Genomic DNA, 25,688 nt, shown 5'->3' on the forward strand with positions numbered 1-25,688 from the left:
CATGGGCATACAACCTTTTATTTTAGGACACCACTGTACAAAATGTTTACCTCTACCTCAGGTTTGAATTTTACTTTTGCATAATCTTTATTCCAATTTTTCTTCTTCCATAAGTCAGGGTGATAGGCGATAAGGTGTCTGCCGATACCGAAAGCATCACAGTTTGCTTTTTGTAACTTTTTCGTTATCTTTTTAGCTTCTTTCGTAAGTTGTTTAGACAATTCTTTATTTAGTTTTTTTCTTTCATCCATTTTGTAAAGATTATCTCTCGGAGCTTCAAGCGCTATAACTTTTAATTGAAGCTTAATATGAGCATAAACATTTCCTTTTTTATCTGTTGTTATTTTTAAGTCTCGTTTTAACTTTCGATTGCTAATTTCCATTGTTAAATAATCAGATGTTTTCTCTGATTCATCGCTAGTAAGTTTCTGGGTTATACGGGCACTTGTTCCCATTTTCCCGGTTAATAATACGAATAAAACAGATTGTTTCAAAGGTAAATGCCCAGTTAATTTATCATTGTTAAATAAAGCTAGACCGTTTGTAATTACTTCTTTTCCTTTTACTTTTATAGAAGGTAGGGTAAAGTCTTTACCGGGATCTAACATTTTTGTAGCAGCTGTTTCTAAAGTTTCTTTTGGAAATACACTCATATCTTCTAAGCTTTTCACTTTTTTCTTTAGAAAATCTCCAATTAGTAAATTTCCTACTTTCTTTTTTTCTAGTATCTCGGATGTTTCACCATCTACTGCAATAAGTTTTACTAAAGCAGTTGGATTTGTTGGGTCCCGAAAGCTGACATCTAAATAGGGTAGTATCCCTTTTTTTAGAATTTTGGTTCCTAGTAATTGAACACCATATTTAAAATAGCGAATATTCCCAGTAACATTTTTTTTTAGGGCATCGCTTGTATCCCTTATGTTATGCCCCGTTGCTGAATGTATTTCATTTTCGAATGAAGATTGCTCTCCGCTTGAACTTTTTACGAGCTCGATTGTTTGCTGGAGTTTATTCTCTTTCGTAATATCAGATCCAATACTATAAGCTAACCTTGCTTCCCTTAATGGTTCTTGATCCCAACAGCCAGAAAGGAGGGAACTAGCACATAATATAGAAAGTAATTTAACTTTTCTTGTGAACATACTGCTCTCCTTTCTTATTTCGTATCACAGAATAAAGTAGAAATAAAAGAGGGAGGACAACAATAAAAATATACGTGAACTTATCAGTGAAAGTTGCAATTACTTTTAATTCTTCCGGTGTATCGATAAATAAGGCTACACTAAAGGCAATAATACCAACGATTGGAACAGCTTTTTTATGATTAGCAAGATTGAATATATGTCCAATTCCGATTGAAGCAGCACAATAATAACTAGCAATAGAAGCCACAACTGTTATCATCCATATTGGTATGAATAGTAAATCAGTACGGTCTATAATCCCGATATGCAAGGAGCGTAATAAGTAAGCAACTGGTTCTGGAATAAGTTCAATTTGTTTTGGACTAAATACGATAAAGCAAATCCAAACAGTGAAAGTATAAAAAAGGGTTACAAATCCATTAGCGATAGAAATTGCCTTTAGCCGTGCAACAGGATTCCCATTTACTTTTGGAAAAGCGATCAGAATAATTTCAAAACCATACATAGCTGTAATGGTTTCCCTAGATGCTTGAATAATATTCCACCATCCGGCTTCTGTAATTGGAAAAATATAAGAAAAATCAGCTCGTGAAAACCCTAGTGCAATTAAAAGAGCCATGGGCAAAATGAGAATAGAAGCCATGACATAAAATCTTACAATTACTTTAAATGTATTATAGGCTACATAGCAGCAAGCTATTGTAAATAGTATGAGAATTGCAGACCAAGGGGTTGCTTGCAAAACCCATACTTTAATGACATTACAAGCATTTAACATAACGGTCATACCGATAAGTGTAAAATAAAAAACATAAGCAAAGCCTAATAGTTTTCCAAACTTATTACCAAATAGCATACAAACACTTTCATACATATCTGCATCAGGAAATCGTTTTAAGAAAAGCCACATAAGTAAAATAATAAGCTGAATTGCAAGCCCAGCGATGAGAGCAGAAATCCATCCGCCACCTTTTGCTATTGGGTGAAGACGGTTAGGTAAAGAAAGTATACCGACCCCAATTTGGCATTGAATAACGAAAAAGGTAAATTGAACAAGTGAAATTTTACTTTGCGTGTTTGTCACCGTCCTCATCCTCTCTCGTTACATGTTGGCGTTGCATTTTTTTCGGTTTTGGATCATGTGGTCGTTCCCAAAACGACCAAATTGGTAGTCTTACAAAAGAATCTTTCATATCTTTAATCCGCATTGGGGCAACAGGAGAAAGGTATGGTGTATGAAACGAATGAAGCTGACATAAGTGAACGAAAGTTATAATTAGACCGAATGATATTCCTACATATCCGAATATGGCAGCAAGGAGCATTAACGGAAAACGAAGAATTCGAACTGCTGAACTCATATCATTTGATGGAACGAGAAAAGATGAGATTGCAGTTAAAGCTACAACGATAATCATTGTGTAAGAAACGAGTCCGGCTTTTACAATCGCATCACCAATTACTAAACCACCTACAATACCGATTGTTTGTCCAACTCGGCTTGGCAAGCGAATACCAGCTTCCCGTAATAATTCGAAAATCAATTCCATTAAGAGAGCTTCAAAAATAGGAGGAAGTGGCACTTTTTCTAAAGAAGCTTTAATTGTATAAACGAGTTCAAGTGGCAACACATCAGGATGAAAAGCGACGGTTGCGATATATATAGCTGGTAAGAGAAAGGCAATCAAGAAACTAACTAAGCGAATCATTCGGACGAAAGATCCAACAATCCAGCGATTATTATAATCATCTGGTGATTGGTAAAAAGCGAATAATGTAACGGGAACGATAAGAGCAGTTGGATCTCCATCAGATAAAATAGCAACTCGTCCTTCCATTAAATTTGCCGCGACTCTATCTGGACGCTCTGTATTTAATTGCTGTGGAAATGGTGAGAAAGACGTATCCTCTATAAATTCTTGTATATATCCCGGAGGCATAAGTGCATCTGTCTTAATCGTTTCTAACCTTCTTTTTACTTCTGTAACTAAATCGTCATTCGCTATGTTTTGCATATAAGCAATTGCCACTTTCGTATGCATTTCTTCACCAAGTGTGAAATATTTAACGACGATATTTGGACTTTTTATGAGTTTACGAATGGAAGCTAAATTGGTTGCTAAATCTTCTACAAAACCAGTATGTGGTCCACGTACAATGCCTTCATTATCAGGCTCTGTTATATCTCTTTTTAAAGATAGAGCCGTTTCAAAAATGCAAAAGCTTTCGACATGTTCATGAAAATATAAAGTTTTACCTTGTAATAAAAGCTGCACACCATAATTTAAATTCGTTTCTTTTTTCATATTTAATGTAGAAAAAGCTTTATCTAAAGCTAGGTCTGACCGTGTCAATAAAGGTTCAAGGGCTAACTGATGAATTAGATTTGGATCTGCTAAAGATTCGATATATAAGATTGTTCCTTTTCCGTTTTGAAAAGGGAGATTTAATTTTTTTATATCATCAGAATGAGATAATTTATTTTCAATGTAATTAATGTTCTCCGGAAGTGATGGAAACATATGCTTTTTGTTATTATCTTGTTGTGAGTGCTTCTGTTCGGTCATACTTTCCATCTCCTTTACATTGAAATTATTTCTGTTAATTTTTGTTTTTTGTGAGAAAATTATGCTTGGATTTTTTAGAAAAGTAGGGAAATGGAAAGAACGTATATATTTGCGATATTAATATATATCTTTTGTACTATAGGAGAGTAAATCTAGCGGGATGCATAATTACATCATTTGATGAATAGGAAATTTAAGAAAAGCGATTTATAATACTAGTATTGTGTCTTGCCTTTTTAGGTACAGTACACAGCCGGTGATTGGCTAGTGGATGTTCTTCCATTTTGCCAGTGCCGGTTTTTTATTGGATAATAGGGAAAATGAAGTTTTTATAAAGAAAGAAGGGGTTGTTTTGAAGGATGTAAATTCTATCTTTATGAGAGAAAAGATTGCTAGTTCTTATCTTTATTTTATTTCTTTTCTTGGTTTGGTTACTATAACTATATCTTTACTTGAAATTAAAATCCCTTCTCATTCAACAATACTAATAATGTTGTTACTATTTATGGGGATTGCAGAGTATTTTCCTGTAAGATTTTGGAGAGGAACTAGCTCGCTTACTTTTCCGATAATCTATGCTATGAGTTGGCAGTTTGGAATCCATATAACTATTACTGCTATTGTACTCGTAACGCTAATTATTCACCTGCATCGTCGTTCACCGATACAAAGAATGTTATTTAATAGTACTCAGCATGCACTTAGTTTGATTTTGGCCGAATGGTTTTCAAACAAATGTATGTCCTTATTACTTAATAAGATAGTTATGTCAGTTCTATATGAAAATTTAATATCTTTGTTATTATTTTGCGTGTTTTTTTGTTTTTTCAACAATCGTTTTTACGATTTGTTGATGATACTTCTTCCACAGCCATATTCAATATATCAGTGGTATAAAAAAACTGTAACGGTATTTCTTTGCGAAACTTTTGGTTTCTCTTATGCGGCCCTGATGCATGTATTAATTAGTATATATAGTGTGGAAATAAACGAGATTACAGTACTGTTTTTCTTTTTTCCACTTGTAGCAGCTTCAGTTATTAGTTCTTTTTCTGTACGGATAAGGATGGAGAAGGAACGATTATATGAGTTATTTCTTATTACGACCGAAATTAGTCGAGGATTAACTGGAGGAAATTTGAAACATATTAAACAAGCACTTAAAGGTTTTTTTGGCATACAAGCATATGTAATATGGACAAAAGATGATGGGAACTGGAGTATTCTATTAAAAGATGGGAAAGTGCGCTCTCATATTTCTGATGATTCAGAAATATCAAGGGCGTTTGAGAAACTTTCTAAAAATCTTGTATTTAATGATTGGAAAATTGGTACGGCTCCTGGAGATGAAATATTTGATAGTGTTATACGCTCACTTGTATATTTTCCTCTTATAGTAAATGATGAATTAGTCGGAATGTTTGTTGCAGGGAAAAGTAGAAATGCGGGTTTCTTTCCAGAAGATGTACAGTCGTTAGCTACATTTTCTAACCAATTAGCTAACGTTGTTAAAACAAGGATATTGATTTCTGAACAGAAAAAAAGGATGATTTTAGAAGAAAGAAATAGAATTGCCCGTGAAATTCACGATGGTATTGCGCAAACATTAGCGGGGGTAATATTCCAACTAGAATCCGCACGGAAAAAATACCATGATAAACCAAAAGATATGCAGCAAGTAGTTGAGAAAAGCATAAAAGATTTAAGAGGAAGTCTAGGAGAAGTTCGCTATTCTATTTATGCTTTAAAACCATATCCGACACAACAATTAGGCCTTAAGCAGGCAATAGCAAGTAAAATAAAATCTTTAAAACGAGAATATGAACTAGACATTACCTATCATGAAAGAGGTCATGCACGTGCGCTTAGTTTTTCAAAAGAAAGAGTTATATTTGATACATTACAAGAGAGTTTGCAAAACATTGTAAAACATGCACAAGCAAAAAAGACTGATGTTTTACTCAGTTATCAAAGTGAACACGTTCTTTTAAGGGTTAAGGATAATGGAGTTGGATTTTCACTATTTGAGTCTATGGTTAAAACAAAGAATGAGCCACATTATGGTATATTACATATGAATGAACAAGCTGACCAATTAGGGGCTACTTTACAGATTGATAGTTCTATAGGAAAGGGGACAGAAATTACACTGTTAATTCCAGATTCACAAACAAGGGGTGCGTAAAATGATTAAAATATTAGTAGTAGATGATCATGCTTTTTTACGGGATGCAATTCGGAGCATACTAGAAGATGAATCTGATATGAAAGTGGTTGGAGAAGCTAGCTCTGGGGATGAAGTATTGGGAAAAGTAGAAGAATGCGGACCAGATTGTATTTTGATGGATATTAACCTGCCAGGGAAAAATGGGATTGAAGCTACAGAGTTAGTGAAAAAAATTTATCCGAGTTGCCGAGTACTTGTGTTTACAATGTATGAACATGATGAGTATTTAATGGATGCACTTCAGGCCGGTGCTGATGGTTATTTATTGAAGGATTCCTCATCAGAGCAGGTAGTAGCAGCAATTCGAATGTTATATCGAGGTGATTCAGTTATTCATCCGCGTATGACTAAAAAATTAATTACATATCATCAGCAAAAAATGAAAGTAGAATCAAATGAAAATGAACTGACGGAACGTGAAAAGGAAATTCTCTTTGAACTAGTAAAAGGACTTAGTAATAAAGAAATTGCTGAAGTTTTATATATTAGTGATAAAACAGTTAAAATACACATCAATAAAATTTTTAAAAAACTAAATGTGAAAAGTCGATCGCAAGCAGTGATTTATGCAGTTCGAAATCAATTGGTTCCGCTAGATTAAATAAGAAATCTATCAAAGAACTATCGTGTCGATTTATTCTGTATCACAAAGAATAAAGGACAAGATAGTTCTTTTGTACTATGTAGGCATAGAATCCTTAGAGAAAAGATACTCCTTTTGTTTAATTTTCAGAATAATCAAAATGTGAAATAATAAAAATAGAATTACATTTTAATATTGTTAATAATTCATTTTATGAAAATCTTTTGTTGGAAATAAATGATGGGGGGCTCTTATAAAAAGAGTAAAGTGAGTGGTTAGCTATATGAGGTATGGGGATGGTAGTGGCGTTGGAAATCTTTCATGATACAAAAGATTGAGATTGATAGAGTTTCCGATGCTACATGGGAATTTAAGAATCAATTTGTTTCAAAAAATAATATTAATAATGGGGAGATGCAATATGAAACGAGGGAAATTTGGAAAGGTTCTTATTGGAACGTTAACAGTTGGAATGTTATTGTCTCAAGGGATTCCATATAACGTATTAGCGGAAGAGGTAAATACATCTACTTTAACTGGAATTGATGATGCAGATGCTATCTTAAAAGGCCTTACAAAGGAACAACGTAATGCCTTAAAAACGTTAGATACAAAACCAGGTTTTGTTATTTCGCCAGGTATCAATACAGCAAGTCCTAATAATGTAAATGTGATTATAGAATTTAAGCAAGCGCCTAGCAAAATTGAGGTATTAAAACAAGCGGCTAAAGGGAAAAAGATAGCTCTTTCAAATGCGGAACAAAAGGTAGAGGCATCACATAAAGGGTTTAAAGCAGAGCTTGAACAGCTTCAAAAGAATAAAGAGAAAGGGACAAATGTAAAATCTGCAAAGATAACAAGAGAATATAAGAATGCTTTTAATGGTGTAGCGATTTCTTTACCAGCAAATATAATCGAAGACTTAGTTCGTACCGGTATCGTTAAGCGCGTATGGGAAGATCATGAGGTTAAAATTGATTTGCCGAAAGAAACAGCTAAGACTGCTGTTGAACCAAAAATGGCAGATAGTGTACCACAAATTGGTGTAGACAAGCTACATGATGAAAAAATAACAGGAAAAGGAATTAAGGTAGGTGTACTAGACACAGGTATTGATTACAACCACCCGGATTTGAAAGATGCATATAAAGGGTATCGTGCAAAACAAGGTGAAGATCCAACTAAAATAGATCCGAACTCAATAAAAGGATGGGACTTTGTTAATAATGATGCTGATCCAATGGAGACAACGTATAAGGATTGGCAAAATTCTGGAGGATATCCTGAGATTTATGAGGGAAGTGCATATTATACATCCCACGGTACGCATGTAGCTGGGACAATTGCTGCAGACAAACAGAATAGTGTGGATTATGCAGTGAAGGGCGTTGCTCCAGATGTAGACTTATATTCATATCGCGTATTAGGTCCATATGGAAGTGGACAAACAAGCGGTATTCTTGCTGCGATTGATAAAGCAGTGAAAGACGATATGGATGTTATCAATTTATCACTAGGAGCGTCTATTAATGATCCTTTATATCCTACTTCTGTTGCAGTGAACAATGCGATGTTAGCAGGTGTTGTTACAGTAGTAGCAGCTGGTAATAGTGGTCCGGAAGAAGGTACTATAGGATCACCTAGTGCAGCAGCACTTCCAATTACAGTTGGAGCCAGTGACGCTGCAGTGAATATTCCAACGTTTTCCGCCGATGCAGGTGATGTACATGTAGATAAGATGATGCTACTTGGAAAAAGCTTTACTGATAAGATTGAAGATTTGAAAGGACAATCCTTATCGGTTGTATATGCAGGGCTTGGGAAATCAGGTGATTTTACAGGGAAAGATGTAAAAGGGAAGTTAGCTCTTATCCAACGTGGTGAGATTACATTTGATGAAAAAATTAAAAATGCTAAGGAAGCAGGCGCAAAGGCGGTAATTGTATACAACAATGTAGATGGGGAAATTACAAGTTATCTTGGGGAAAGTACTTCATCTATTCCATCGTTCCGCTTAACAAAAGTAGATGGTGAGAAATTGCAAGCAAAAGCTGTACAAGGAGATGTGTCGTTAGCATTTGGAGAACTTAGTAATATAAAAACAGAGGGAGATCACTTGGCTGATTTCAGCTCCCGTGGTCCTGCAACTAAAACAGATGATATTAAGCCAGATATTGTAGCACCAGGTGTGTCTATTTTCTCAACTGTTCCTGAATATATTAATGATCCAAAAGATGGAGAAAATTATTCGGTAGCGTATGGACGTATGTCAGGTACATCTATGGCAACTCCTCATACTGCAGGGGTAGCGGCACTTATTTTACAAGAACATCCAAACTATAGTCCATTTGAAGTAAAAGAAGCACTTATGAATACCGCAGTTGACCTAAAAGAAGAGCGTTCTGTATTTGAGGTGGGCTCTGGACGAATTGATGCATATCGTGCAGTTCATGCAGATACATCTATCGAGGTTATCGATAAAACATCAAACGTTGTAGATGATGAAGAAGTAGAAATTGAAGAAAAAACAGGTTCTATTGCGTTTGGGTATAAAAATCAAATTGAAAATGGGCCTATTAAAGATAGTCGAAAAGTCTTAATTAAGAACAGCAGTAAAACTGATGGAAAAGAGTTTAAATTAGAAGTAGAGTTTTCATCTACAAGTGTAGGTGTGCAAGATGCAGCGAAGAATGGTGTGAAGCTAAATGTACCAGATTCTATTAAAGTAGCTCCTAGTACATCAGAGGAAATTAGCCCTGAAATTATCATTCCAGAAAACGCTGAATTTGGTAGATATGAGGGCTATATTCATATTTCAAATAAAAACAATGAAAAAGAAGTATATCAAGTACCATTTGCAGTTAAATTCACAGAAAAAGGGATTGCGTCTGTAGATTTACTGAGAGATGCAATGGCAACAGATGCATCTAAATTCCATCCGTTTATGGAGAGACCAAGTTCGCCTTTGACATTTAAACTAAATAGTCCTCTTGAAACTATTGATGCAGTTGTGAAGGACCGAAAGACAGGAAAGGCATTAGGAGTCGTTGGTACACTTAATGCAAGTAGTCTAACACCGAATATTGAATATATGATGTTTTCTGGTATGGGAGGGTATGTACTTCCATTCACAGGAGATCCAGCTCATCCAATTGGGGATAAACCTGTTATGTTGCCTGATGGAGATTACGAATTGAACTTCGTTGGATATGATAAAGAAGGAAAATCGTATACAAAAGGCGATAGCATTATCATTGATAATGTTATACCGGAAATGAAATTTAAGGATGTACAACCTGGTATACATGAAGTCAATGATTCTATGTTTAAAGAAGAAGACGGCCAACGTGCATTATGGGTGCATGGTAATATTTATGATTCTACAGTAGATGCATTGAAGGCAAAAGGCTTGCAGTATGATCAAAAAGCGAACCAAATTGTATATTATCAAAACTCAGCCTTTCCATCAGGTTGGCTGAATACAATTCAAGCAAATGGTGATTTTAAATTTGGAGTACTTCCAGAGGAAATAAACGAGCCGTTAAATTTAAAATTATTTGGATATGATCTTGCAACTGCAGGGAATATGGCAACTGGATATAAAGATTACGTCTTTGTAAAGGAAGGGACAGAATACGCTGTTCCAAGTTATGACAAAGATAAAATCAAATTAGGAGAGAAAATTACATTAACTTTGAATCTTAATAATGTAAAACAGCTTATGTCAGGTACATTTGAAATTCCTTATTACAAGCAGCTCTTTAAATTTACAGATGTGAAACCAAATCCAGCACTTACGGAATATGTAAAACAACATGGACTGAACCTTAAATTAGAAGATCCGAAGATAAGTGAAGAAGGAGCTTGGGAAAACAAGGTGAAAGTTGGGGCATCATTAGAAGGAAAAGAATTTAAAGGATTAGATGGAGATACACCATTTTTAGATGTTACATTCGAGATGACGAACGATGAATACTTTAATGATTTAACTGCATTTGGAGTAGAGAAGTTCTCTTATACAAAAGCTGTTGCATCAGAAGGCATTGAGATTCCTGCGTTTAAAGATAAATCTTTTGCTATTGTTTCGAAACATTCAACGATTACAGGGTATATTGGCCCGGAAGCTTTCTTGAATGAAGAGGGGTATTTAGGTAAGAAAGACTATACAAAACTAGGAGCAAAAGTGTACGCAGTTGGCAAGGATGGAAAGAAATATACAGGAACGATTGGTGATAACGGGCAATTTGAAATTCATAGTGTCCCAGTAAGCGATAAAGAATATGATATTTTCGTAGAAATGCCAGGTCATTTAAATAGTAAATTAACAACAAAAATAGGGAAGGTGCAAGACGGTGAATTAGTGGGACAAAACTTTAGAGTTGACATGGATGATAACCTTGCAGGTGATGTAAATGGAGATAAAATGGTAGACATTCAAGATGCTAGAATAGCAGCTTTATCGTATGGAAAAGGAAAAGTATCTGTAAAAGATGGAGATATAAATCAAGATGGTGTTGTAGATGAAACAGATATTCGTTTTATTGAGAAAAACTTCTTGAAAAAGAGTCCAGATGCTAAAGAAAATCAGAAACCGAAAGAAAATGTAGGTCCAGTGACATTAGATAAAATCTTACGCTCTATTGGCTTAGAACCAAAAAAATAAGTGGGCAAACTTCTAGAGTAAATAATGCAATCAGACAATGAATAGTAAATGAAATGAGATTGGCTAACAAATAACCGGTAATGATTTACGGTAACATTACCGGTTATTTTAAAAGTAATAGTCGTTTTGATATATGAAGTAACTAGTTTAAATTTGGTTCACTTTCGCTGTGGGACAAGGTAGTTGCTTAAATTATTTTGTGGGATGGAAATAAGGTTTGTAGTTTGAACTTTAAAAATAGGGGGACTTGTGAAATGAGTATTAAGAAAAAACTTGGTATGGGTGTTGTAACTGCAGCACTTGGCTTATCTTTAATTGGCGGGGGAACATATGCGTATTTTAGTGATAAGGAAGTGTCACAAAACACTTTTGCAGCGGGTACTTTAGATTTGAGTGTGAACCCTGAAGTTGTTATTAATGTCGATAATATTAAACCAGGTGATGAAATGGAGCGTGGTTTTCAATTAGTAAACAAAGGAACTTTAGCAATAGGAGATGTGAAACTCCTGACAGATTACAGTGTAATCGATGCTAAAGGAGATAATGGAAATGCTGATTTTGGTGATCATATCCGTGTTGATTTCTTGTGGAATTTGGATAAAAATGAGGTTCCAATTTGGTCTACTACATTATCTGAATTAAAGGTATCTACGCAAAATGGAAGTATTCCTGATCTTGTACAAAAAGGTGTTGTAGACCGAGAAGGAAATGGACTTGCTCCTGGTGATGATGATACTTTCTATGTAATGTTCACATTTGTAGATAATAATGCAGAGCAAAATGTATTTCAAGGAGATTCATTAAAATTAAATTGGACTTTCAATTCAATGCAGACAAAAGGTGAAGAGAAATAAAAATAAATGTTATATACGAGAATCAATTGATGAAGAATTGATAAATAAAACTTTTAATAATGTAAAGGTTGATTTAGTGAATCAACCTTTTTTGTTTTTAGATTATTCATAGCAGTACTTCTCACCTTTGTGTCGAATTAAGAAGATATATAGGAGGGATACATATGGAAATAGCTGTAGAACGTGTTTTTACAAAAGAGATTTTAAAAACAGCAGCGAATTTGTTTCATGTAACAGTGGAAGAAAAGCCACTTGGAGATTTTGAGAATTATATTTTTAAGGCGAAGGGTGATAATGATGAAGATTACGTATTACGTTTAACACATTCTTCTCATCGCTCTAAACAAGAGGTAGAGGCTGAACTAGATTTTTTACGATATGTTGCGGAGAATGGGGCAAAGGTAGCAGGACCTCTTTATTCAACGTCTCAAAATCTTGTAGAAGAAATCGCAGCAGAGGATGGGACTTTCTTTTTCGCTTCCTTATTTACATATGCAAAAGGTGAGCAAGTAAAAGGAGAAGAATCGCCTTATTGGGGAAATGCTTATTTTGAAGCGTGGGGAAAAGCGATTGGACAACTGCATCGACTTACAATGGATTATCCTAAAACAGACTACCGTGAAACGTGGGAAGAAGACGAAAGTGGAATTGTTAATGAATTAGAAGATGAGAAAGTGAAAGAGGTTGCTGCTGTATTAATGGGGGAAATAAAGACTCTTCCAATTGGAAGAGAAACATTCGGCCTTATGCATGGCGATATTCATCCAGGTAATTTCCATTATGATGGGAAAGAGCTTACAATCTTTGATTTTGATGATGCGGCCTATAATTACTTCATTCATGATTTGGCAATGGTTCTTTATTACTCGGTCCTTTTTACACCGTGGACAGTGGAGGAGAAGACGACATTCGCTCGTAAACAGTTACAAGTGTTAAGAAAAGGATACGAATATGAGCACAGGCTGGCGGATAGTTGGTATGAATCGTTACCACTATTTTTACGCTTACGTGATATAGGTTTATATGGAACGCTTCAAAAGAAGTTTAAAGGGAAAGATATGCCTGATAATTTCTTGAAATTATCGGAAGAGCTATACGGAAGAATTATCAAAAAAGAAGCAATTGTGAATATATAATACATTTAGTTCAAAACAAAGTATATAAAACAAATATATACTTTGTTTTTTTATACAAAAATATGTTTACTTTATTAAAATAATATTGTCCTAGATTCGGTATACACTTATAATTTTATATATATTCTGAATATTCTTTATAAAAAGAGGAGGGGGAATGTTGGAAGCTATCGTAAGTTGGATCAATAATATTGTTTGGAGTCCAGCACTTGTTTATTTATGTTTAGGAGCAGGTTTATATTTTTCCATTCGAACGAGGTTTTTACAAGTAAGGCATGTAGGAGAAATGGTGAAGCTTACATTTCAAGGAGAAAAATCGGATGCTGGTGTTTCTTCGTTCCAGGCGTTAGCACTTTCTTTATCAGGGCGCGTTGGAACAGGAAATATTGCGGGTGTTGCAACGGCTGTTGCATTTGGTGGTCCAGGAGCTGTCTTTTGGATGTGGGTGGTAGCTTTTCTAGGAGCAGGTTCTGCTTATGTAGAATCGACACTTGCACAAATATATAAGACGAAGCATCAAGGCCAATTCCGTGGTGGTCCAGCTTATTACATTGAAAAAGGGTTAGGGGTTAAATGGTATGCATTAGTATTCGTTGCAGCAACAATTCTTGCAACGGGGATGCTGTTACCGGGTGTTCAGGCAAATAGTATTGCTGTAAGTTTGGAAACAGCTTTCGGTATTAATACTTCTGTATCTGGAGCGGTATTAGTAGCGGCATTAGCGCTTATTATTTTTGGTGGAGTTAAGCGAATTGTTAACGTAGCGCAAGTTGTAGTGCCATTTATGGCGCTTGGTTATATTTTAGTAGCTTGCGTCATTGTTGCTATGAATATTGAAAAATTACCAGATGCTTTCATGTTAATTTTAAAAAGTGCATTTGCATTAGAAGCAGCTTTTGGTGGAATTATTGGTTTAGCAATCTCTTGGGGAGTAAAACGTGGTATTTATTCCAATGAAGCAGGGCAAGGAACTGGGGCCCATGCGGCGGCAGCTGCTGAAGTATCACATCCAGCTAAACAAGGGTTAGTACAAGCATTTTCCGTTTACATTGATACATTATTCGTCTGTTCAGCAACAGCATTTATGATGATTATTACAGGCATGTATAACGTATTTGATGCAAGCGGAAAAAACTTTATCGTCAATAAATTAAATGGTGCACAGCCGGGTCCTGGTTATACACAGGCAGCGGTAGAATCTGTTTTCCCTGGATTTGGAAATGGTTTCGTTGCAATCTCTTTACTATTCTTCGCGTTTACAACAATTATGGCGTATTACTACATTGCAGAAACGAATATTGCATACTTAAATCGTGATAAAGACCGTCCTTGGATGTCCATCGTACTAAAATTTGTATTCTTAGGAGTCGTATTCTATGGTTGTGTAAAAACAGCTGCAACAGCATGGGCTTTAGGTGACATTGGTGTAGGGATTATGGCATGGGTTAACATTATCGCGATTTTACTACTACAAAAACCAGCATTGATCGCATTAAAAGACTATGAAAAGCAGAAAAAAGAAGGTAAAGATCCAGTATTTGATCCGCAGGAATTAGGAATTAAAAATGCTGATTTCTGGGAGCATGAATACGGGAAAGATAAGAAAGAAGAAGTATCTTAACAGAATAGAAATGAAGAAGCAAAGGGGAAACTCTTTGCTTTTTTTTATGGACAAATTGAAGCTAAAAGTTATTTTTGGGACTGTTTTTGAATATAAAAAGAATGTACATGCTTTGTTAGGGGAAGGGGTGAGTATGTTGATAGAGTTTCGTAACGTAAATAAATATTATGGCAACTTTCAAGTTTTGAAAAATATTAATGTGCAAGTGAAAAAAGGCGAAGTGGTAGTAGTAGTTGGTCCTTCAGGATCAGGAAAAAGCACGTTGCTTCGGTGTATAAATCAGCTAGAGACAATTACCGACGGAGAATTAATCGTACAAAATACGGAGGTACACAATGCAAAAACAGATATGAATGAATTACGCCGAAATATCGGGATGGTTTTTCAGCATTTTTATTTATACCCGCATAAAACGGTTCTTCAAAATATTACACTAGCACCTATTAAAGTAAATAAAGTTTCCAAAGAAGAAGCAGAAAAAACAGCAATGTTTTATTTAGAGAAAGTAGGAATCCCGGAGAAGGCTAATGTATATCCGCATCAACTATCCGGAGGACAACAGCAAAGGGTAGCAATTGCTAGAGGACTTGCGATGCAGCCGGAAATTATGCTATTCGATGAGCCTACGTCTGCTCTTGATCCGGAGATGATTGGGGAAGTACTTGATGTTATGAAAACGCTAGCTAAAGAAGGGATGACGATGGTCGTCGTCACGCATGAGATGGGATTTGCACGTGAGGTAGCAGATCGGATTTTATTTATGGATGATGGTCAAATTATCGAAGATACAACACCGGCGCAATTTTTTGCAAATCCTGAACAAGAAAGAGCTCGTTTATTTTTAAGTCGGGTGCTAAATCATTAGAGGAGGAATTTCATGCTTAAAATGAAAAAGTTGTTTACGTTAATCGTATTTTCATGTTTATTCGTACTTGTCGTTGCTGGGTGCGGAAGTAAAAAAGATGAGGCGAAAGAAACGAATACGAAGCAAGGCGGGGCTGTTGAACAAATTAAGAAGCGCGGGAAACTAGTAGTTGGAGTGAAGAATGATACGAACTTATTTGGCTTGAAAAATCCTTCAACAGGGCAGGTAGAAGGATTTGATGTTGATATCGCAAAGGCGCTTGCGAAAAAAATCCTTGGAGATGAAAAGAAACTAGAATTAAAAGAAGTAACGTCTAAAACGCGTATTCCACTACTGAAAAACGGTGACATTGATGCAATTATCGCAACAATGACAATTACGGAAGAACGTAAAAAAGAAGTTGATTTTTCAGATGTATATTTTAAAGCAGGGCAATCGTTACTTGTGAAAAAAGGAAGCAATATTAAGAGTATTGATGATATAAAACAAGGTGTGAAAGTATTAGCTGTAAAAGGCTCAACATCTACAAATAACATTCGTCAAAAGTCACCAGAAGCGACTGTATTAGAATTTGAAAATTACAGTGAGGCGTTTACGGCGTTAAAAGCAGGAAAAGGTGATGTTTTAACGACAGATAATGCAATTCTTTACGGCATGGCAAAACAAGATTCAAATTATGAAGTTGTAGGGAAAATTTTCACGGATGAACCGTACGGAATTGCAGTGCAAAAAGGTGCAGATGATTTAACGAAAGAGATTAATAGCTTGCTAAAAGATATGAAAGCGAATGGAGAATACGATAAATTGTATGAGAAATGGATTGGTCAAAAACAAGAAAAATAAAGTGACACTTAATTGGAATAAATAATAAGAGTGAGAGGATGAGGGATGCTCATCCTCTTCTTGTAAAGAAAGAGGGGAGAATATGTGCCTGATTTTTCTATACTAACGAATAACATTGATATGTATTTAGAAGGCTTTAAGTATACAGTTATGTCTAGTGTAATTGCATTAATAGGAAGCTTTATTTTAGGAGTAATTTTGGCGGTAATGCGTATTGCACCGATTCGTATTTTAAATTGGGTAGGATCAGCTTTTGTAGAGTTTGTAAGAAATATTCCACTCGTATTAATTGCATTTATATTTTATTTCGCTTTACCTGTAATAGGAATTACTTTAAATGGTTTTGTAGCAGGAACAGTTACGCTTACGGTATATACGGCAGCTTTTATTGCGGAAGTCATTCGCGCTGGTATTCTATCAGTCGCGAAAGGTCAGATGGAAGCAGCAAGGTCTTCAGGGTTAACGTATGTACAGGCGATGTATTATGTTGTCTTACCTCAAGCGATGAAAATCGTAATTCCTCCTCTAGGAAATCAATTTCTCAATTTAGTAAAAAACTCTTCCATACTCGGAATTATCGCTGGTACTGATTTAATGTATCAAGGAGATTTAATTTCAACGAAGACGTTTGTTACGTTTGATGTTTATATATTTGTCGGGATGTTTTATTTAATATTAACAATTCCGCTCAGTATGCTAGTGCGTTATTTAGAAAAACGCTTTGCAAAGGAGGAGGTGTAAATGGATTTTAAGGGGGCAATTACAGGGGATCATATTCTATTTTTATTAAAAGGATTACTTATAACGTTAGAGGTAGCGCTCGTAGCAATTGTACTTAGCTTTATTATCGGTAGTGTAATAGGAATATTGCGCTACACGAAAATACCTGTCGTCTCACAAATATTAGGAATTATCGTTGAAGTGATTCGAAACTTACCACTACTGTTAATTATATTTTTCACGTATTTTGCACTTCCAGAAGCAGGCTTGAAATTAGAAATTATAACAGCTACAATTGTTGCTTTAACAATATTTGAAGCTGCAATGATATCTGAAATTGTTCGAAGTGGTCTATTATCTATCGAAAAAGGGCAAATCGAAGCAGCGAGGTCTTCCGGATTAACGTATGTTCAAGCGCTGTGGCATATTATTTTGCCACAAGCATTAAGAAGAATGGTCCCGCCACTTGTCAGTCAGTTTATTTCATTGCTGAAAGATACAGCGCTAGCAGTCGTTATATCACTACCAGAGCTTATTCATAATGCTCAAATTATTAGCGGGCAAAATGTAAATTATATGATTCCGACGTTTATAGTAGTTGCTTGTATGTATTTTATCGTAAATTATAGTTTATCAATTTTATCGAGAAGGTTAGAACTTCGTTGACTCTTACAATATATGTAAGGGTTTTTTCCTTGTTTATCCTTATTTTCCTCTAAATAGAATTTAAATCTTGCAATAATTAGATTTTTTATATTATTTTATCAGAAAAGTTTTAATTTTATATAGAAAATGTAATCGCTTTCGTGTATATTTTTATTATCAGAAAATTTTAACAAGACATAGGGGTATGGTAGGGGGAGGATTTAGATGCAGCAACCAACGAATGAGAAATTACATCGTACGATGAAGAGTAGACATTTATTTATGATCGCACTAGGTGGTGTAATCGGAACTGGTTTTTTCTTAGGTTCAGGTTACACTATTAATCAGGCTGGACCAGGGGGAGCCATCCTTTCATATTTAGTAGGCGGATTTATTATGTATTTAACAATGCTTTGTCTTGGAGAGTTAACGGTAGCAATGCCGGTTTCGGGATCTTTCCAAAAGTATGCAACGAAGTTTATTGGACCAGGAACGGGCTTTATGATTGGCTGGTTATACTGGCTTGGCTGGGCAGTAACAGTAGGACTAGAATTAACGTCAATCGGTTTAATGATGAAAAGATGGTTTCCAAATGTTGATGTTTGGGTATGGTGCCTTGTATTCGGCGTTATTTTATATGCTTCAAACGCAATTTCGGCAAAAAGTTATGCCGAATTAGAATTTTGGTTTTCTAGTATTAAAGTAATTACAATCCTTGCATTTGTTGTTCTTGGTGGTAGTGCATTATTAGGATTTATATCGTATGACGGAAAAGAAGCAGCACCTCTTTTCTCTAACTTTGTAAGCGATGGTGGACTTTTCCCAAATGGACTAGCTGCCGTATTACTTACAATGATTACAGTTAACTTCTCGTTCCAAGGAACAGAGTTAATCGGAATTGCAGCGGGAGAAAGTGAAAATCCAGAAAAAACAATTCCACGTGCGATCCGTAATACAGTATGGCGTATTATGTTATTCTTCATTTTAACAATGACAATTTTAGTAGGATTAATTTCTTGGAAGGAAGCAGGCGTAATTGAAAGTCCATTCGTAGTTGTATTTGATAAAATCGGTATTCCATATGCAGCTGATATTATGAACTTCGTTATTATTACTGCGTTATTATCTGTAGCGAACTCTGGATTATATGCAGCGACACGTATATTATGGTCACTTGCAAATGAAGGAATGGCACCAACTTCTTTCAAGAAAGTAAATAAACGTGGTATTCCAATTACAGCGCTAGTCGTAACGATTGCGGTAGCTGGATTATCCCTATTCACAAGTTTCCTTGCAGAAGATACAGTATACATGTACTTATTATCGATAGCTGGTTTATCGGCTGTTTCAAGTTGGATCATTATTGCTCTATCGCAACTTCGCTTTAGAAGTCAGTATATAAAAGGCGGAGGAAAGTTAGAGGACTTAAAGTATAGAACACCACTATATCCGATTGTTCCAATTTTAGCTTTAATTACAAATAGCATCGTTGTTATTAGTTTAGCGTTTATTCCTGAACAAAGAATGGCGTTATACTGCGGTATTCCATTTATCATTTTCTGCTATATATATTATTATTATATGAGTAAGAAACAGCAGAAACCGATGAAAGTGGAGATGGACAAAACAAATGAAACTAACAATCAAACACGATGATATAAAGGCAGATTTATCGTACGCTCAATTAGCGATTGGAAAAGAAAACGGGTATTCACCGTTACAATTACTCGTTTCTTCTATCGCAGGATGTAGTGCAATTGTCTTTCGAACAATTTTAGAAAAGAAACGTATTACATACGATACGTTTACGATCGAAACTGAAATTGGTAGAAGTGAAGCTTTATCCAAACCAGTTGAAAGTGTTCATTTGCACTATAAAATTAAAGCGGAAAACATTACAGAAGAGCAGTTGAACAAAGCATTGCAGCTTGCAGTGAAAAATTGTACGATTGTTCAATCTGTAAAAGATAGTATAAAGGTTACGGAAACGATTGAATTGATAAAGTAAAACATAAAAACGTGAGAGCCGTATTCTCACGTTTTTATGTTTTTAGAAAGAGTGGAAAGTGTAGTGGACTGTTTAGGTTGTAAATTAGCAAACGAAGAGGAAAAAATATATAAAGTATATGAAGATAATTATGTAACTTGCTTTTTAGATCATGCGCCTTTCTACCCAGGACATACTTTAATTGTGCCAAAGCAGCATGTTGTAGAAGTAGACGAATTAGATGACGTTGTAGCAAGATCAATTATGGATGCTTCTAAGCTGATTGCAAAAGCGATTAAGGCATTATATAAACCAGATGGAATTACAGTTTGTCAAAATGGTGGAGTATTTAACGAGTTAACACATTACCATATGCATGTCGTACCAAGATATAAAGAGCGTTCGTTTGCTGAGTTTTATACGGTGCAACCGGAGGAAAAGAAGAATCATAATTTGGAAGAAATAAAGACGTTGTTAAAAGAAGAGATAGAGCAAATACTGCATATTGAAAAGGTGTAAAAGAATTTTTCTTAGAGATACAGTCAGGAAAATTCTAATATTAAAAAGCCCAATTTCTTAGTTACAATAGAGAAATTGGGCTTTTGCTTATTCTATTATTAAATTTTATCTATAAAAAGATTTTGCAGTGTCACAAAGTTACAGTGCTCATTCGTTATATAGAGTGAGAGGAGGAATTATATGAAAGTTACAAACAACGATTATGAAAAGATGGAAGAGCTATATGAGTTGTATGAACAAAAAATTTATTATGTAGCTTATTCTATTTTAAATAATATTCAACAGGCTGAAGATGCGGTTCAAGAGACGTTTATTACTCTTTATAAGAACTTGGAAAAGCTCCATAGCTTGGCTACTCAAGAGCTTAAACGCTATATTTTGAGGGTCGCGAAAAACAAGGCGATTGATAGTTACCGGAAAAATAAACGACATGAAACATTTTTAGAAGAATATGAAAGAGAATCAATAGAAGCAGTAGATGAAAATATTGAAGAGTGGGAAAAACGTAAAATGTCTGAGGTTCAAATTGATACATTGCTAAAAGAGTTAAATGAATCTAACAGACAGGTGTTTAAGTACAAAGTCTTCTATAACTTAACGTATCAAGAAATTTCAAGTGTAATGGGGATTACGGAGGCTAATGTCCGCAAGCAGTTTGAACGCGCTCGAAAACGAGTCCAAAATATGATAGGAGGTATACAACATGACGAATTCAAAGAACTCCAAAGAAATATATGAACTTGCTGAAAAAATTGCTTTAGATGATTTTGATAAATCCGAAGAACAACATGAATTTTCACATACATATACGTGCAAAAAGAAATTGTTTATGGAGGAAATGAAGCTGAAAGATGGACAACCACAGAAAAAGCGTAAAAGACATCGTATGTTAATCGCTGCTGCCTGCTTATTGATTGGTATGCCGACAACCGTTTTTGGTGCAGTGAAAGTCTATAATATGATTGTCCAAAAACAAAATTACGAAGTAAATGTTTCAGTAACAAACAAGGACTCGAAAAAGAGTGATAAGTGGTATAAGTTGAAGATTGGTAAATTGCCAGAAAATATGGAAGCAATTGATGACTCTGCTATGAAATATTCATTTAAAGATAACGACGCAAATGGAGGCTTTTCATTTAGTCTTTGGAGAGTAGGGGAAAATGCGGACTTTCAAACTTTATATTCAAAAAGCTACGAAGAAAAAGAGATAAGTGGCAAGAAAGCAGTAATTGTTCATAAAGAAACTGGAAACAACAATGTAATGTTTGATAGGAAGGTCTTTCTCTTTTTTGAGAAAGAAGGGATTATGTTAGAAAGTTTTATTGGATCAGATATAAATGAAGAACAAATGATAGATGTCTTAGGGAATATTTCACTTGAGCCCACGTCAAAAGAAAAGGCATCACATATATCAAATTATGATAAAAAGTATTTTAGCCAAGCAGATGAACCTAAAAAACCTAAAGTGATTCCTTTGAAAAAAGATAGCAAACGACTATTTCATATAGGGAAAAAGGTTCCAGTAACGATATCTATGGATAACAGCCAAATTGAATATGTGATAGAAAAAGTTGAAGTTTTTGATTCGATTAAAGATTTTAAACAAGAGAACTTTAATGAACTTGGCCTAGGGATATTAAGCAAGAAGAAGGCTTTAGATCAGACGGGAAAACTGCTATCGTACAGACGGGATGTATATAAATTAGGGAATGGTAAAGATTCAATTGATACATTAGTAGATTCGCAATTAGTTAATGTTAAATTTGTCTACTTGACAACAACAGTGAGAAATATTGGTAAACAGGCGACAGAAGAAATCTATATGCATCCATCCATAAAGCAGCTTAAATTTGAAGGGAATGCATGGAAATACGCTAAAGAAGAGGGAATGGATGCAACGCGTATTATGACGGGAGAAGTTGATTATTTAGAGCCTCACGGAGATGGGAAAAGCTTCTACAATATTGGCAGTATCCGACCAGGAGAAACGGTAAAAGTTAACTTAGGTTATTTTGTAGATGAGGATAAACTAGATTCAATCTTTTTGGATGCTTTCAATTACAGAGGGACTGGCGACACTGAAAATATGAATGCGAAACATCGTTGGTGGTTTGATATTCGTCAACAGTCAAAACAATAGGAACAAATACACAAAAAGCTGCTTATATTTAGCAGCTTTTTTCGTCTTCATACATATGTAAAACTTCTTTCGCACGTATACGTAAACCATCTATCAATTCTTTCGGTTCTAAAACTTTTGCATCTTTTCCAAGTCTATAAAATAAAGGAGTAATAAAGTTAATCTCACCTTTATCAATTGTTGAATTTATATATCCTGTCCCATCCTCGTTTACTATAACGAATTCCTCAAGATAAGGAACGCTTTTACATTGGCGTACGCCTTCTGTTGTCAGTAAAACATGTAACTGAGTAGGATTGTGTACTACGTTAGAGTTAGAGGCAAACCACTCTTCTAAATTCATGAATGTATCTGTATTTTCTTCCATCGATAATATTGAGAGAATACGATCGACGCGATACAGTAATACTTTTTTTCTACCGAAGTCATAGGACGGTAAGTACCATAACCCGTCGTGAGCATATACACCAATCGGATGAACATGTTTTGTTTTTATCCCTGATTTAGATTCGTATTGAAAGTGTAAATTTTTATTTTCAATAGCCGCTGTTAACACTTTGTTTAAAAGTGGGGTCTCAATTGTTCTCTTCGGATTCCAAAAGGAGATATAAGAACGTATTTTATCAACTTTCGCTTTCGCCTCATGTTGTAGAGAGCTATATAGTTTATGAGTGACAGAATTGATTTCTGTATTAAAAGGCAAGTCTCTGTAGTAGCTTAAAGATTGAAAGGCAAAAAAGATGGAGACCGCTTCTTCTTCCGTAAATAAGATAGGTGGAATGACCCTAGTTGTTAATACTTTATATCCTCCATTACGACCTTGTTCAGCATAAATGGGTAATCCCATATCACTTAAATCTAAAATGTATCTATGAACCGTACGAACGGAAATGTTAAATTCATCAGCTATTTCTTGAGCTGTAAATGTTTTTTTCGCAGAAGCAAATATAAGAATATCTAATAAGCGTTTAGCTTTTGACAAATGTATCACCTTTTCTTTTTAACATGACATAAATTGTCATGTTTTATTGTTAGTATATTGTTTACATCATATGTTATCAAGATGAGATGCAAGGAGGAAAAGATATGTCACGTGAAATAGTTTTATTTATTGCAGCTAGTTTGGATGGATATATTGCGAAAGAAGATGATGATTTAGAGTGGTTAATGGAAACAGAAGGAGAGGGAGATAACGGTTATACAGAAATGTATGAAACGATTGATACAATAATAATGGGAAAGAGAACGTACGATTATGTAGTAGAGCATACAGAGACATTCCCGTATTTAGATAAAAAATGTTATGTGTTTTCTAATTCAGAAAAAGGCACGAACGGACATGTAGAGTTTGTAAATGAAGATGTAGTGGAGTTTACAAAAAGGTTAAAAGCACAAGAAGGATCTAAAATATGGATGGTCGGTGGAGGGAGTCTACTGAGAGAATTCTTTAAGAATAATCTAATTGATGAATATGTTGTCACGATTACCCCTCACATATTAGGTTCTGGAGTTCCGTTATTTCAAGACAAGAACCCGGAAATTAATTTAACTTTAACGGATGCGAAACGTTTTGGGCAATTTGTAAATTTATATTATAAAGTAAAATGATAAAGTGAAACTTTAATCAGTGGGGGTTTTGTTCATCTCCCACTGATTATTAGTTGAACCAATCGGGCTTTTACGGGCAGTTGATCCCCCACCTAACTTCTTTGCTTCCGCTGAATTTTGATGTAGGGGTCTTACTGCCCGTTAATGCGGGATAAAGAAACACGACTACTGATGATAGTCGTGTTTCTTTATAGATGGTAATGAAATTATAAAGCAAGACCCGTGATTGACTTCACTCGTTACTGTAATATTCCCGCCGTGTAGCTCTACAATTTCCTTCACGATAGATAGTCCTAAACCAGTTCCACCTGTAGCTCGTGATCTAGCTTTATCAACACGATAAAAGCGGTCGAAAATGTGAGGGAGGTCTTCAAGAGGAATACCTTCGCCTTCATCTTCAATTGTAATGGAGATACGTTTATGTTCTTCTGTAATAGAAATGTTTATATGAGAATGTTCTTTTGAATGTCTATAAGCGTTATTTAAAATGTTTACTATAACTTGTTCAAATCGCTGTTCATCTAAGTTTACTAGCAATGTAGGAGAACAAGAGAAAGAAACTTTAATGTATCTTTTTTTATACATGGCGTTTACTTTTTCAGCTATGCGAGTAAGGAAGGTGTGTAAATGCACTTCCTTTACTTGAATAGAAAAGTTATGTTGTTCCATTTGTGCAAGTGAAAATAAATCTTGAACTAAGTTTGTAATGTAATCAGACTCATCTTTTATAATCGATAAATATCGCAAACGTTGCTCAGGAGGGGTGCTTTCTTTTAAAGCAATGTCAGCATAACCTCTTACGTATGTTAACGGTGTTCGTAATTCATGAGCAACACTTGTTAGAAATTCACTTCGCTCTGTTTTCATATAATGTAAATCATTTGCGAGCGTTTGAATAGATGATGCTAGTTCACCAATTTCATCATTTCGAGTAGTTGTTAACGAAACGGACAAATCGCCTTTACTCATTTTTTCAGTTGCATGTTTCATGTGTAACAATGGTTTTGTTAACAAACGTGATAATAGAAAGATGGTGATGGCTGTTAGTAGAAACGTAATGACTCCGGCAATAATGAATTGTCTTGTTAGCCCGTTAACCATTTCCTCGATTGATTCCGTCCCGAGAAACATATATACGTAGCCTTCCGTTTTTCCAGCCACTACAATGGGGCTAACTGTACATATATAATTAGATGTTTTCCAATGATTCTCTATAATTGCTCCGTCATGATCTGTCCGTGTTTGCATCTTTTCAATATGCTTTTTTATAGTAGTATTTATTTCATTGGATTTAGCTAGTACCTCCTTATTTGCATTTGTAATAACAACAGTAGTTTCGGCTTCGGATTCCATTAGTGCAACATGGGAGATTGTTTGCTTATCAAAATACTTTTCAAGGACATCTCTGTGACTATTTCCGCGCTTTAATAAAGCTGTCATTTCTTCATTTACTCTATTGTTGACAAGGCTATAATAAAGCGAGACAAATAGAACACTTTCGATTAAAAGTGTAACAATCAAAAAATAAAATCCGAGCTGAATAGAAATTCGCTTCATTGCTTTGC

21 protein-coding genes are annotated in these 25,688 nt (G+C 35.0%); 16 read left to right on the top strand and 5 right to left on the bottom strand.

Annotated features, from left to right (window positions below; translation table 11 throughout):
• Positions 1-17 precede the first annotated feature (17 nt).
• Genes gerKC through gerKA form a run of 3 tightly spaced genes read right to left on the bottom strand, consistent with a single transcriptional unit; the run spans position 18 to position 3,712 of the window.
• A complete protein-coding gene (gene gerKC, locus N2V79_RS03200; RefSeq protein WP_064532021.1) occupies positions 18-1,142 on the bottom strand; it encodes a spore germination protein GerKC in 1,125 nt (374 codons plus the stop codon).
• Positions 1,123-2,229: a GerAB/ArcD/ProY family transporter gene (locus N2V79_RS03205; protein ID WP_075718957.1), complete on the bottom strand. Its 1,107-nt coding sequence runs from the start codon at positions 2,227-2,229 to the stop codon at positions 1,123-1,125. The genes gerKC and N2V79_RS03205 overlap by 20 nt, the downstream gene beginning before the upstream one ends.
• Entirely contained in the window at positions 2,210-3,712 is a 1,503-nt protein-coding gene (gene gerKA / locus N2V79_RS03210; protein ID WP_340719564.1) for a spore germination protein GerKA, read from the bottom strand. The genes N2V79_RS03205 and gerKA overlap by 20 nt, the downstream gene beginning before the upstream one ends.
• A 352-nt stretch (positions 3,713-4,064) precedes the next feature.
• Here gerKA and N2V79_RS03215 point away from each other — a divergent pair, with 352 nt between their 5' ends.
• The 15 genes from N2V79_RS03215 (at position 4,065) to N2V79_RS03285 (ending at position 22,515) form a co-directional block, all read left to right on the top strand.
• Positions 4,065-5,897, top strand: coding sequence for a GAF domain-containing sensor histidine kinase (locus tag N2V79_RS03215; RefSeq protein ID WP_340720337.1), 1,833 nt, complete (start codon positions 4,065-4,067; stop codon positions 5,895-5,897).
• Between the two features lies 1 nt (position 5,898).
• A complete protein-coding gene (locus tag N2V79_RS03220) occupies positions 5,899-6,540 on the top strand; it encodes a response regulator (RefSeq protein ID WP_000590668.1) in 642 nt (213 codons plus the stop codon).
• 403 nt (positions 6,541-6,943) lie between these two features.
• On the top strand, positions 6,944-11,185 hold the full coding sequence (locus tag N2V79_RS03225) for a S8 family serine peptidase (protein WP_340719565.1): 4,242 nt from the start codon (positions 6,944-6,946) through the stop codon (positions 11,183-11,185).
• A 254-nt stretch (positions 11,186-11,439) separates the two neighbouring features.
• Positions 11,440-12,039, top strand: a complete 600-nt coding sequence (locus tag N2V79_RS03230) for a TasA family protein (RefSeq protein ID WP_000023366.1) — start codon at positions 11,440-11,442, stop codon at positions 12,037-12,039.
• A gap of 164 nt (positions 12,040-12,203) precedes the next feature.
• Entirely contained in the window at positions 12,204-13,175 is a 972-nt protein-coding gene (locus N2V79_RS03235) for a phosphotransferase enzyme family protein (RefSeq protein ID WP_098235145.1), read from the top strand.
• A gap of 160 nt (positions 13,176-13,335) precedes the next feature.
• Positions 13,336-14,796, top strand: coding sequence for an alanine/glycine:cation symporter family protein (locus N2V79_RS03240; RefSeq protein WP_023521044.1), 1,461 nt, complete (start codon positions 13,336-13,338; stop codon positions 14,794-14,796).
• 136 nt (positions 14,797-14,932) lie between these two features.
• Complete coding sequence (locus N2V79_RS03245; protein WP_176549488.1) at positions 14,933-15,661, top strand: amino acid ABC transporter ATP-binding protein; 729 nt, start codon at positions 14,933-14,935, stop codon at positions 15,659-15,661.
• Between the two features lie 12 nt (positions 15,662-15,673).
• Positions 15,674-16,504: a glutamine ABC transporter substrate-binding protein GlnH gene (glnH, locus tag N2V79_RS03250; RefSeq protein WP_000916477.1), complete on the top strand. Its 831-nt coding sequence runs from the start codon at positions 15,674-15,676 to the stop codon at positions 16,502-16,504.
• Between the two features lie 84 nt (positions 16,505-16,588).
• Entirely contained in the window at positions 16,589-17,245 is a 657-nt protein-coding gene (locus N2V79_RS03255) for an amino acid ABC transporter permease (RefSeq protein ID WP_340719566.1), read from the top strand.
• Positions 17,246-17,890: an amino acid ABC transporter permease gene (locus N2V79_RS03260; RefSeq protein WP_000345978.1), complete on the top strand. Its 645-nt coding sequence runs from the start codon at positions 17,246-17,248 to the stop codon at positions 17,888-17,890. It begins immediately after the preceding gene.
• A 204-nt stretch (positions 17,891-18,094) separates the two neighbouring features.
• Positions 18,095-19,525: an amino acid permease gene (locus N2V79_RS03265; RefSeq protein ID WP_001187093.1), complete on the top strand. Its 1,431-nt coding sequence runs from the start codon at positions 18,095-18,097 to the stop codon at positions 19,523-19,525.
• On the top strand, positions 19,500-19,877 hold the full coding sequence (locus N2V79_RS03270) for an OsmC family protein (protein ID WP_069354960.1): 378 nt from the start codon (positions 19,500-19,502) through the stop codon (positions 19,875-19,877). Before N2V79_RS03265 ends, N2V79_RS03270 begins: the two co-directional genes overlap by 26 nt.
• A gap of 63 nt (positions 19,878-19,940) precedes the next feature.
• Complete coding sequence (locus N2V79_RS03275; protein ID WP_340719567.1) at positions 19,941-20,375, top strand: HIT family protein; 435 nt, start codon at positions 19,941-19,943, stop codon at positions 20,373-20,375.
• A 180-nt stretch (positions 20,376-20,555) separates the two neighbouring features.
• Positions 20,556-21,113, top strand: coding sequence for an RNA polymerase sigma factor (locus N2V79_RS03280; RefSeq protein ID WP_098678228.1), 558 nt, complete (start codon positions 20,556-20,558; stop codon positions 21,111-21,113).
• Entirely contained in the window at positions 21,079-22,515 is a 1,437-nt protein-coding gene (locus N2V79_RS03285; protein WP_340719568.1) for a DUF4367 domain-containing protein, read from the top strand. The genes N2V79_RS03280 and N2V79_RS03285 overlap by 35 nt, the downstream gene beginning before the upstream one ends.
• A 28-nt stretch (positions 22,516-22,543) precedes the next feature.
• Here the strand turns inward: N2V79_RS03285 and N2V79_RS03290 are convergent, their stop codons facing one another.
• The gene (locus N2V79_RS03290) at positions 22,544-23,497 is read right to left on the bottom strand and encodes a helix-turn-helix transcriptional regulator (protein ID WP_404977872.1); all 954 of its coding nucleotides are present in this window, start codon (positions 23,495-23,497) and stop codon (positions 22,544-22,546) included.
• A gap of 104 nt (positions 23,498-23,601) precedes the next feature.
• On the opposite strand from N2V79_RS03290, the gene N2V79_RS03295 reads away from it, so the two are divergent.
• Positions 23,602-24,123 carry a dihydrofolate reductase family protein gene (locus N2V79_RS03295; protein WP_265939154.1) on the top strand — a complete coding sequence of 174 codons (522 nt, stop codon included), beginning with the start codon at positions 23,602-23,604 and terminating at the stop codon, positions 24,121-24,123.
• Between the two features lie 165 nt (positions 24,124-24,288).
• On the opposite strand, the gene N2V79_RS03300 is transcribed toward N2V79_RS03295, so the two are convergent.
• Positions 24,289-25,680, bottom strand: a complete 1,392-nt coding sequence (locus tag N2V79_RS03300) for a sensor histidine kinase (protein WP_340719569.1) — start codon at positions 25,678-25,680, stop codon at positions 24,289-24,291.
• Between the last annotated feature and the right edge of the window lie 8 nt (positions 25,681-25,688).

The sequence above is a fragment of the Bacillus sp. CH_70 genome (assembly GCF_038007045.1).
Classification (GTDB): Bacteria; Bacillota; Bacilli; order Bacillales; family Bacillaceae_G; genus Bacillus_A; species Bacillus_A cereus.

Coding starts and splice junctions, on each gene's coding strand:
- gerKC (WP_064532021.1), bottom strand. CDS start 1,142: ATGTTCACAAGAAAAGTTAAATTACTTTCTATATTATGTGCTAGTTCC.
- gerKA (WP_340719564.1), bottom strand. CDS start 3,712: ATGACCGAACAGAAGCACTCACAACAAGATAATAACAAAAAGCATATG.
- N2V79_RS03220 (WP_000590668.1), top strand. CDS start 5,899: ATGATTAAAATATTAGTAGTAGATGATCATGCTTTTTTACGGGATGCA.
- N2V79_RS03225 (WP_340719565.1), top strand. CDS start 6,944: ATGAAACGAGGGAAATTTGGAAAGGTTCTTATTGGAACGTTAACAGTT.
- N2V79_RS03230 (WP_000023366.1), top strand. CDS start 11,440: ATGAGTATTAAGAAAAAACTTGGTATGGGTGTTGTAACTGCAGCACTT.
- N2V79_RS03235 (WP_098235145.1), top strand. CDS start 12,204: ATGGAAATAGCTGTAGAACGTGTTTTTACAAAAGAGATTTTAAAAACA.
- glnH (WP_000916477.1), top strand. CDS start 15,674: ATGCTTAAAATGAAAAAGTTGTTTACGTTAATCGTATTTTCATGTTTA.
- N2V79_RS03260 (WP_000345978.1), top strand. CDS start 17,246: ATGGATTTTAAGGGGGCAATTACAGGGGATCATATTCTATTTTTATTA.
- N2V79_RS03265 (WP_001187093.1), top strand. CDS start 18,095: ATGCAGCAACCAACGAATGAGAAATTACATCGTACGATGAAGAGTAGA.
- N2V79_RS03270 (WP_069354960.1), top strand. CDS start 19,500: ATGAAACTAACAATCAAACACGATGATATAAAGGCAGATTTATCGTAC.
- N2V79_RS03280 (WP_098678228.1), top strand. CDS start 20,556: ATGAAAGTTACAAACAACGATTATGAAAAGATGGAAGAGCTATATGAG.
- N2V79_RS03285 (WP_340719568.1), top strand. CDS start 21,079: ATGACGAATTCAAAGAACTCCAAAGAAATATATGAACTTGCTGAAAAA.
- N2V79_RS03295 (WP_265939154.1), top strand. CDS start 23,602: ATGTCACGTGAAATAGTTTTATTTATTGCAGCTAGTTTGGATGGATAT.
- N2V79_RS03300 (WP_340719569.1), bottom strand. CDS start 25,680: ATGAAGCGAATTTCTATTCAGCTCGGATTTTATTTTTTGATTGTTACA.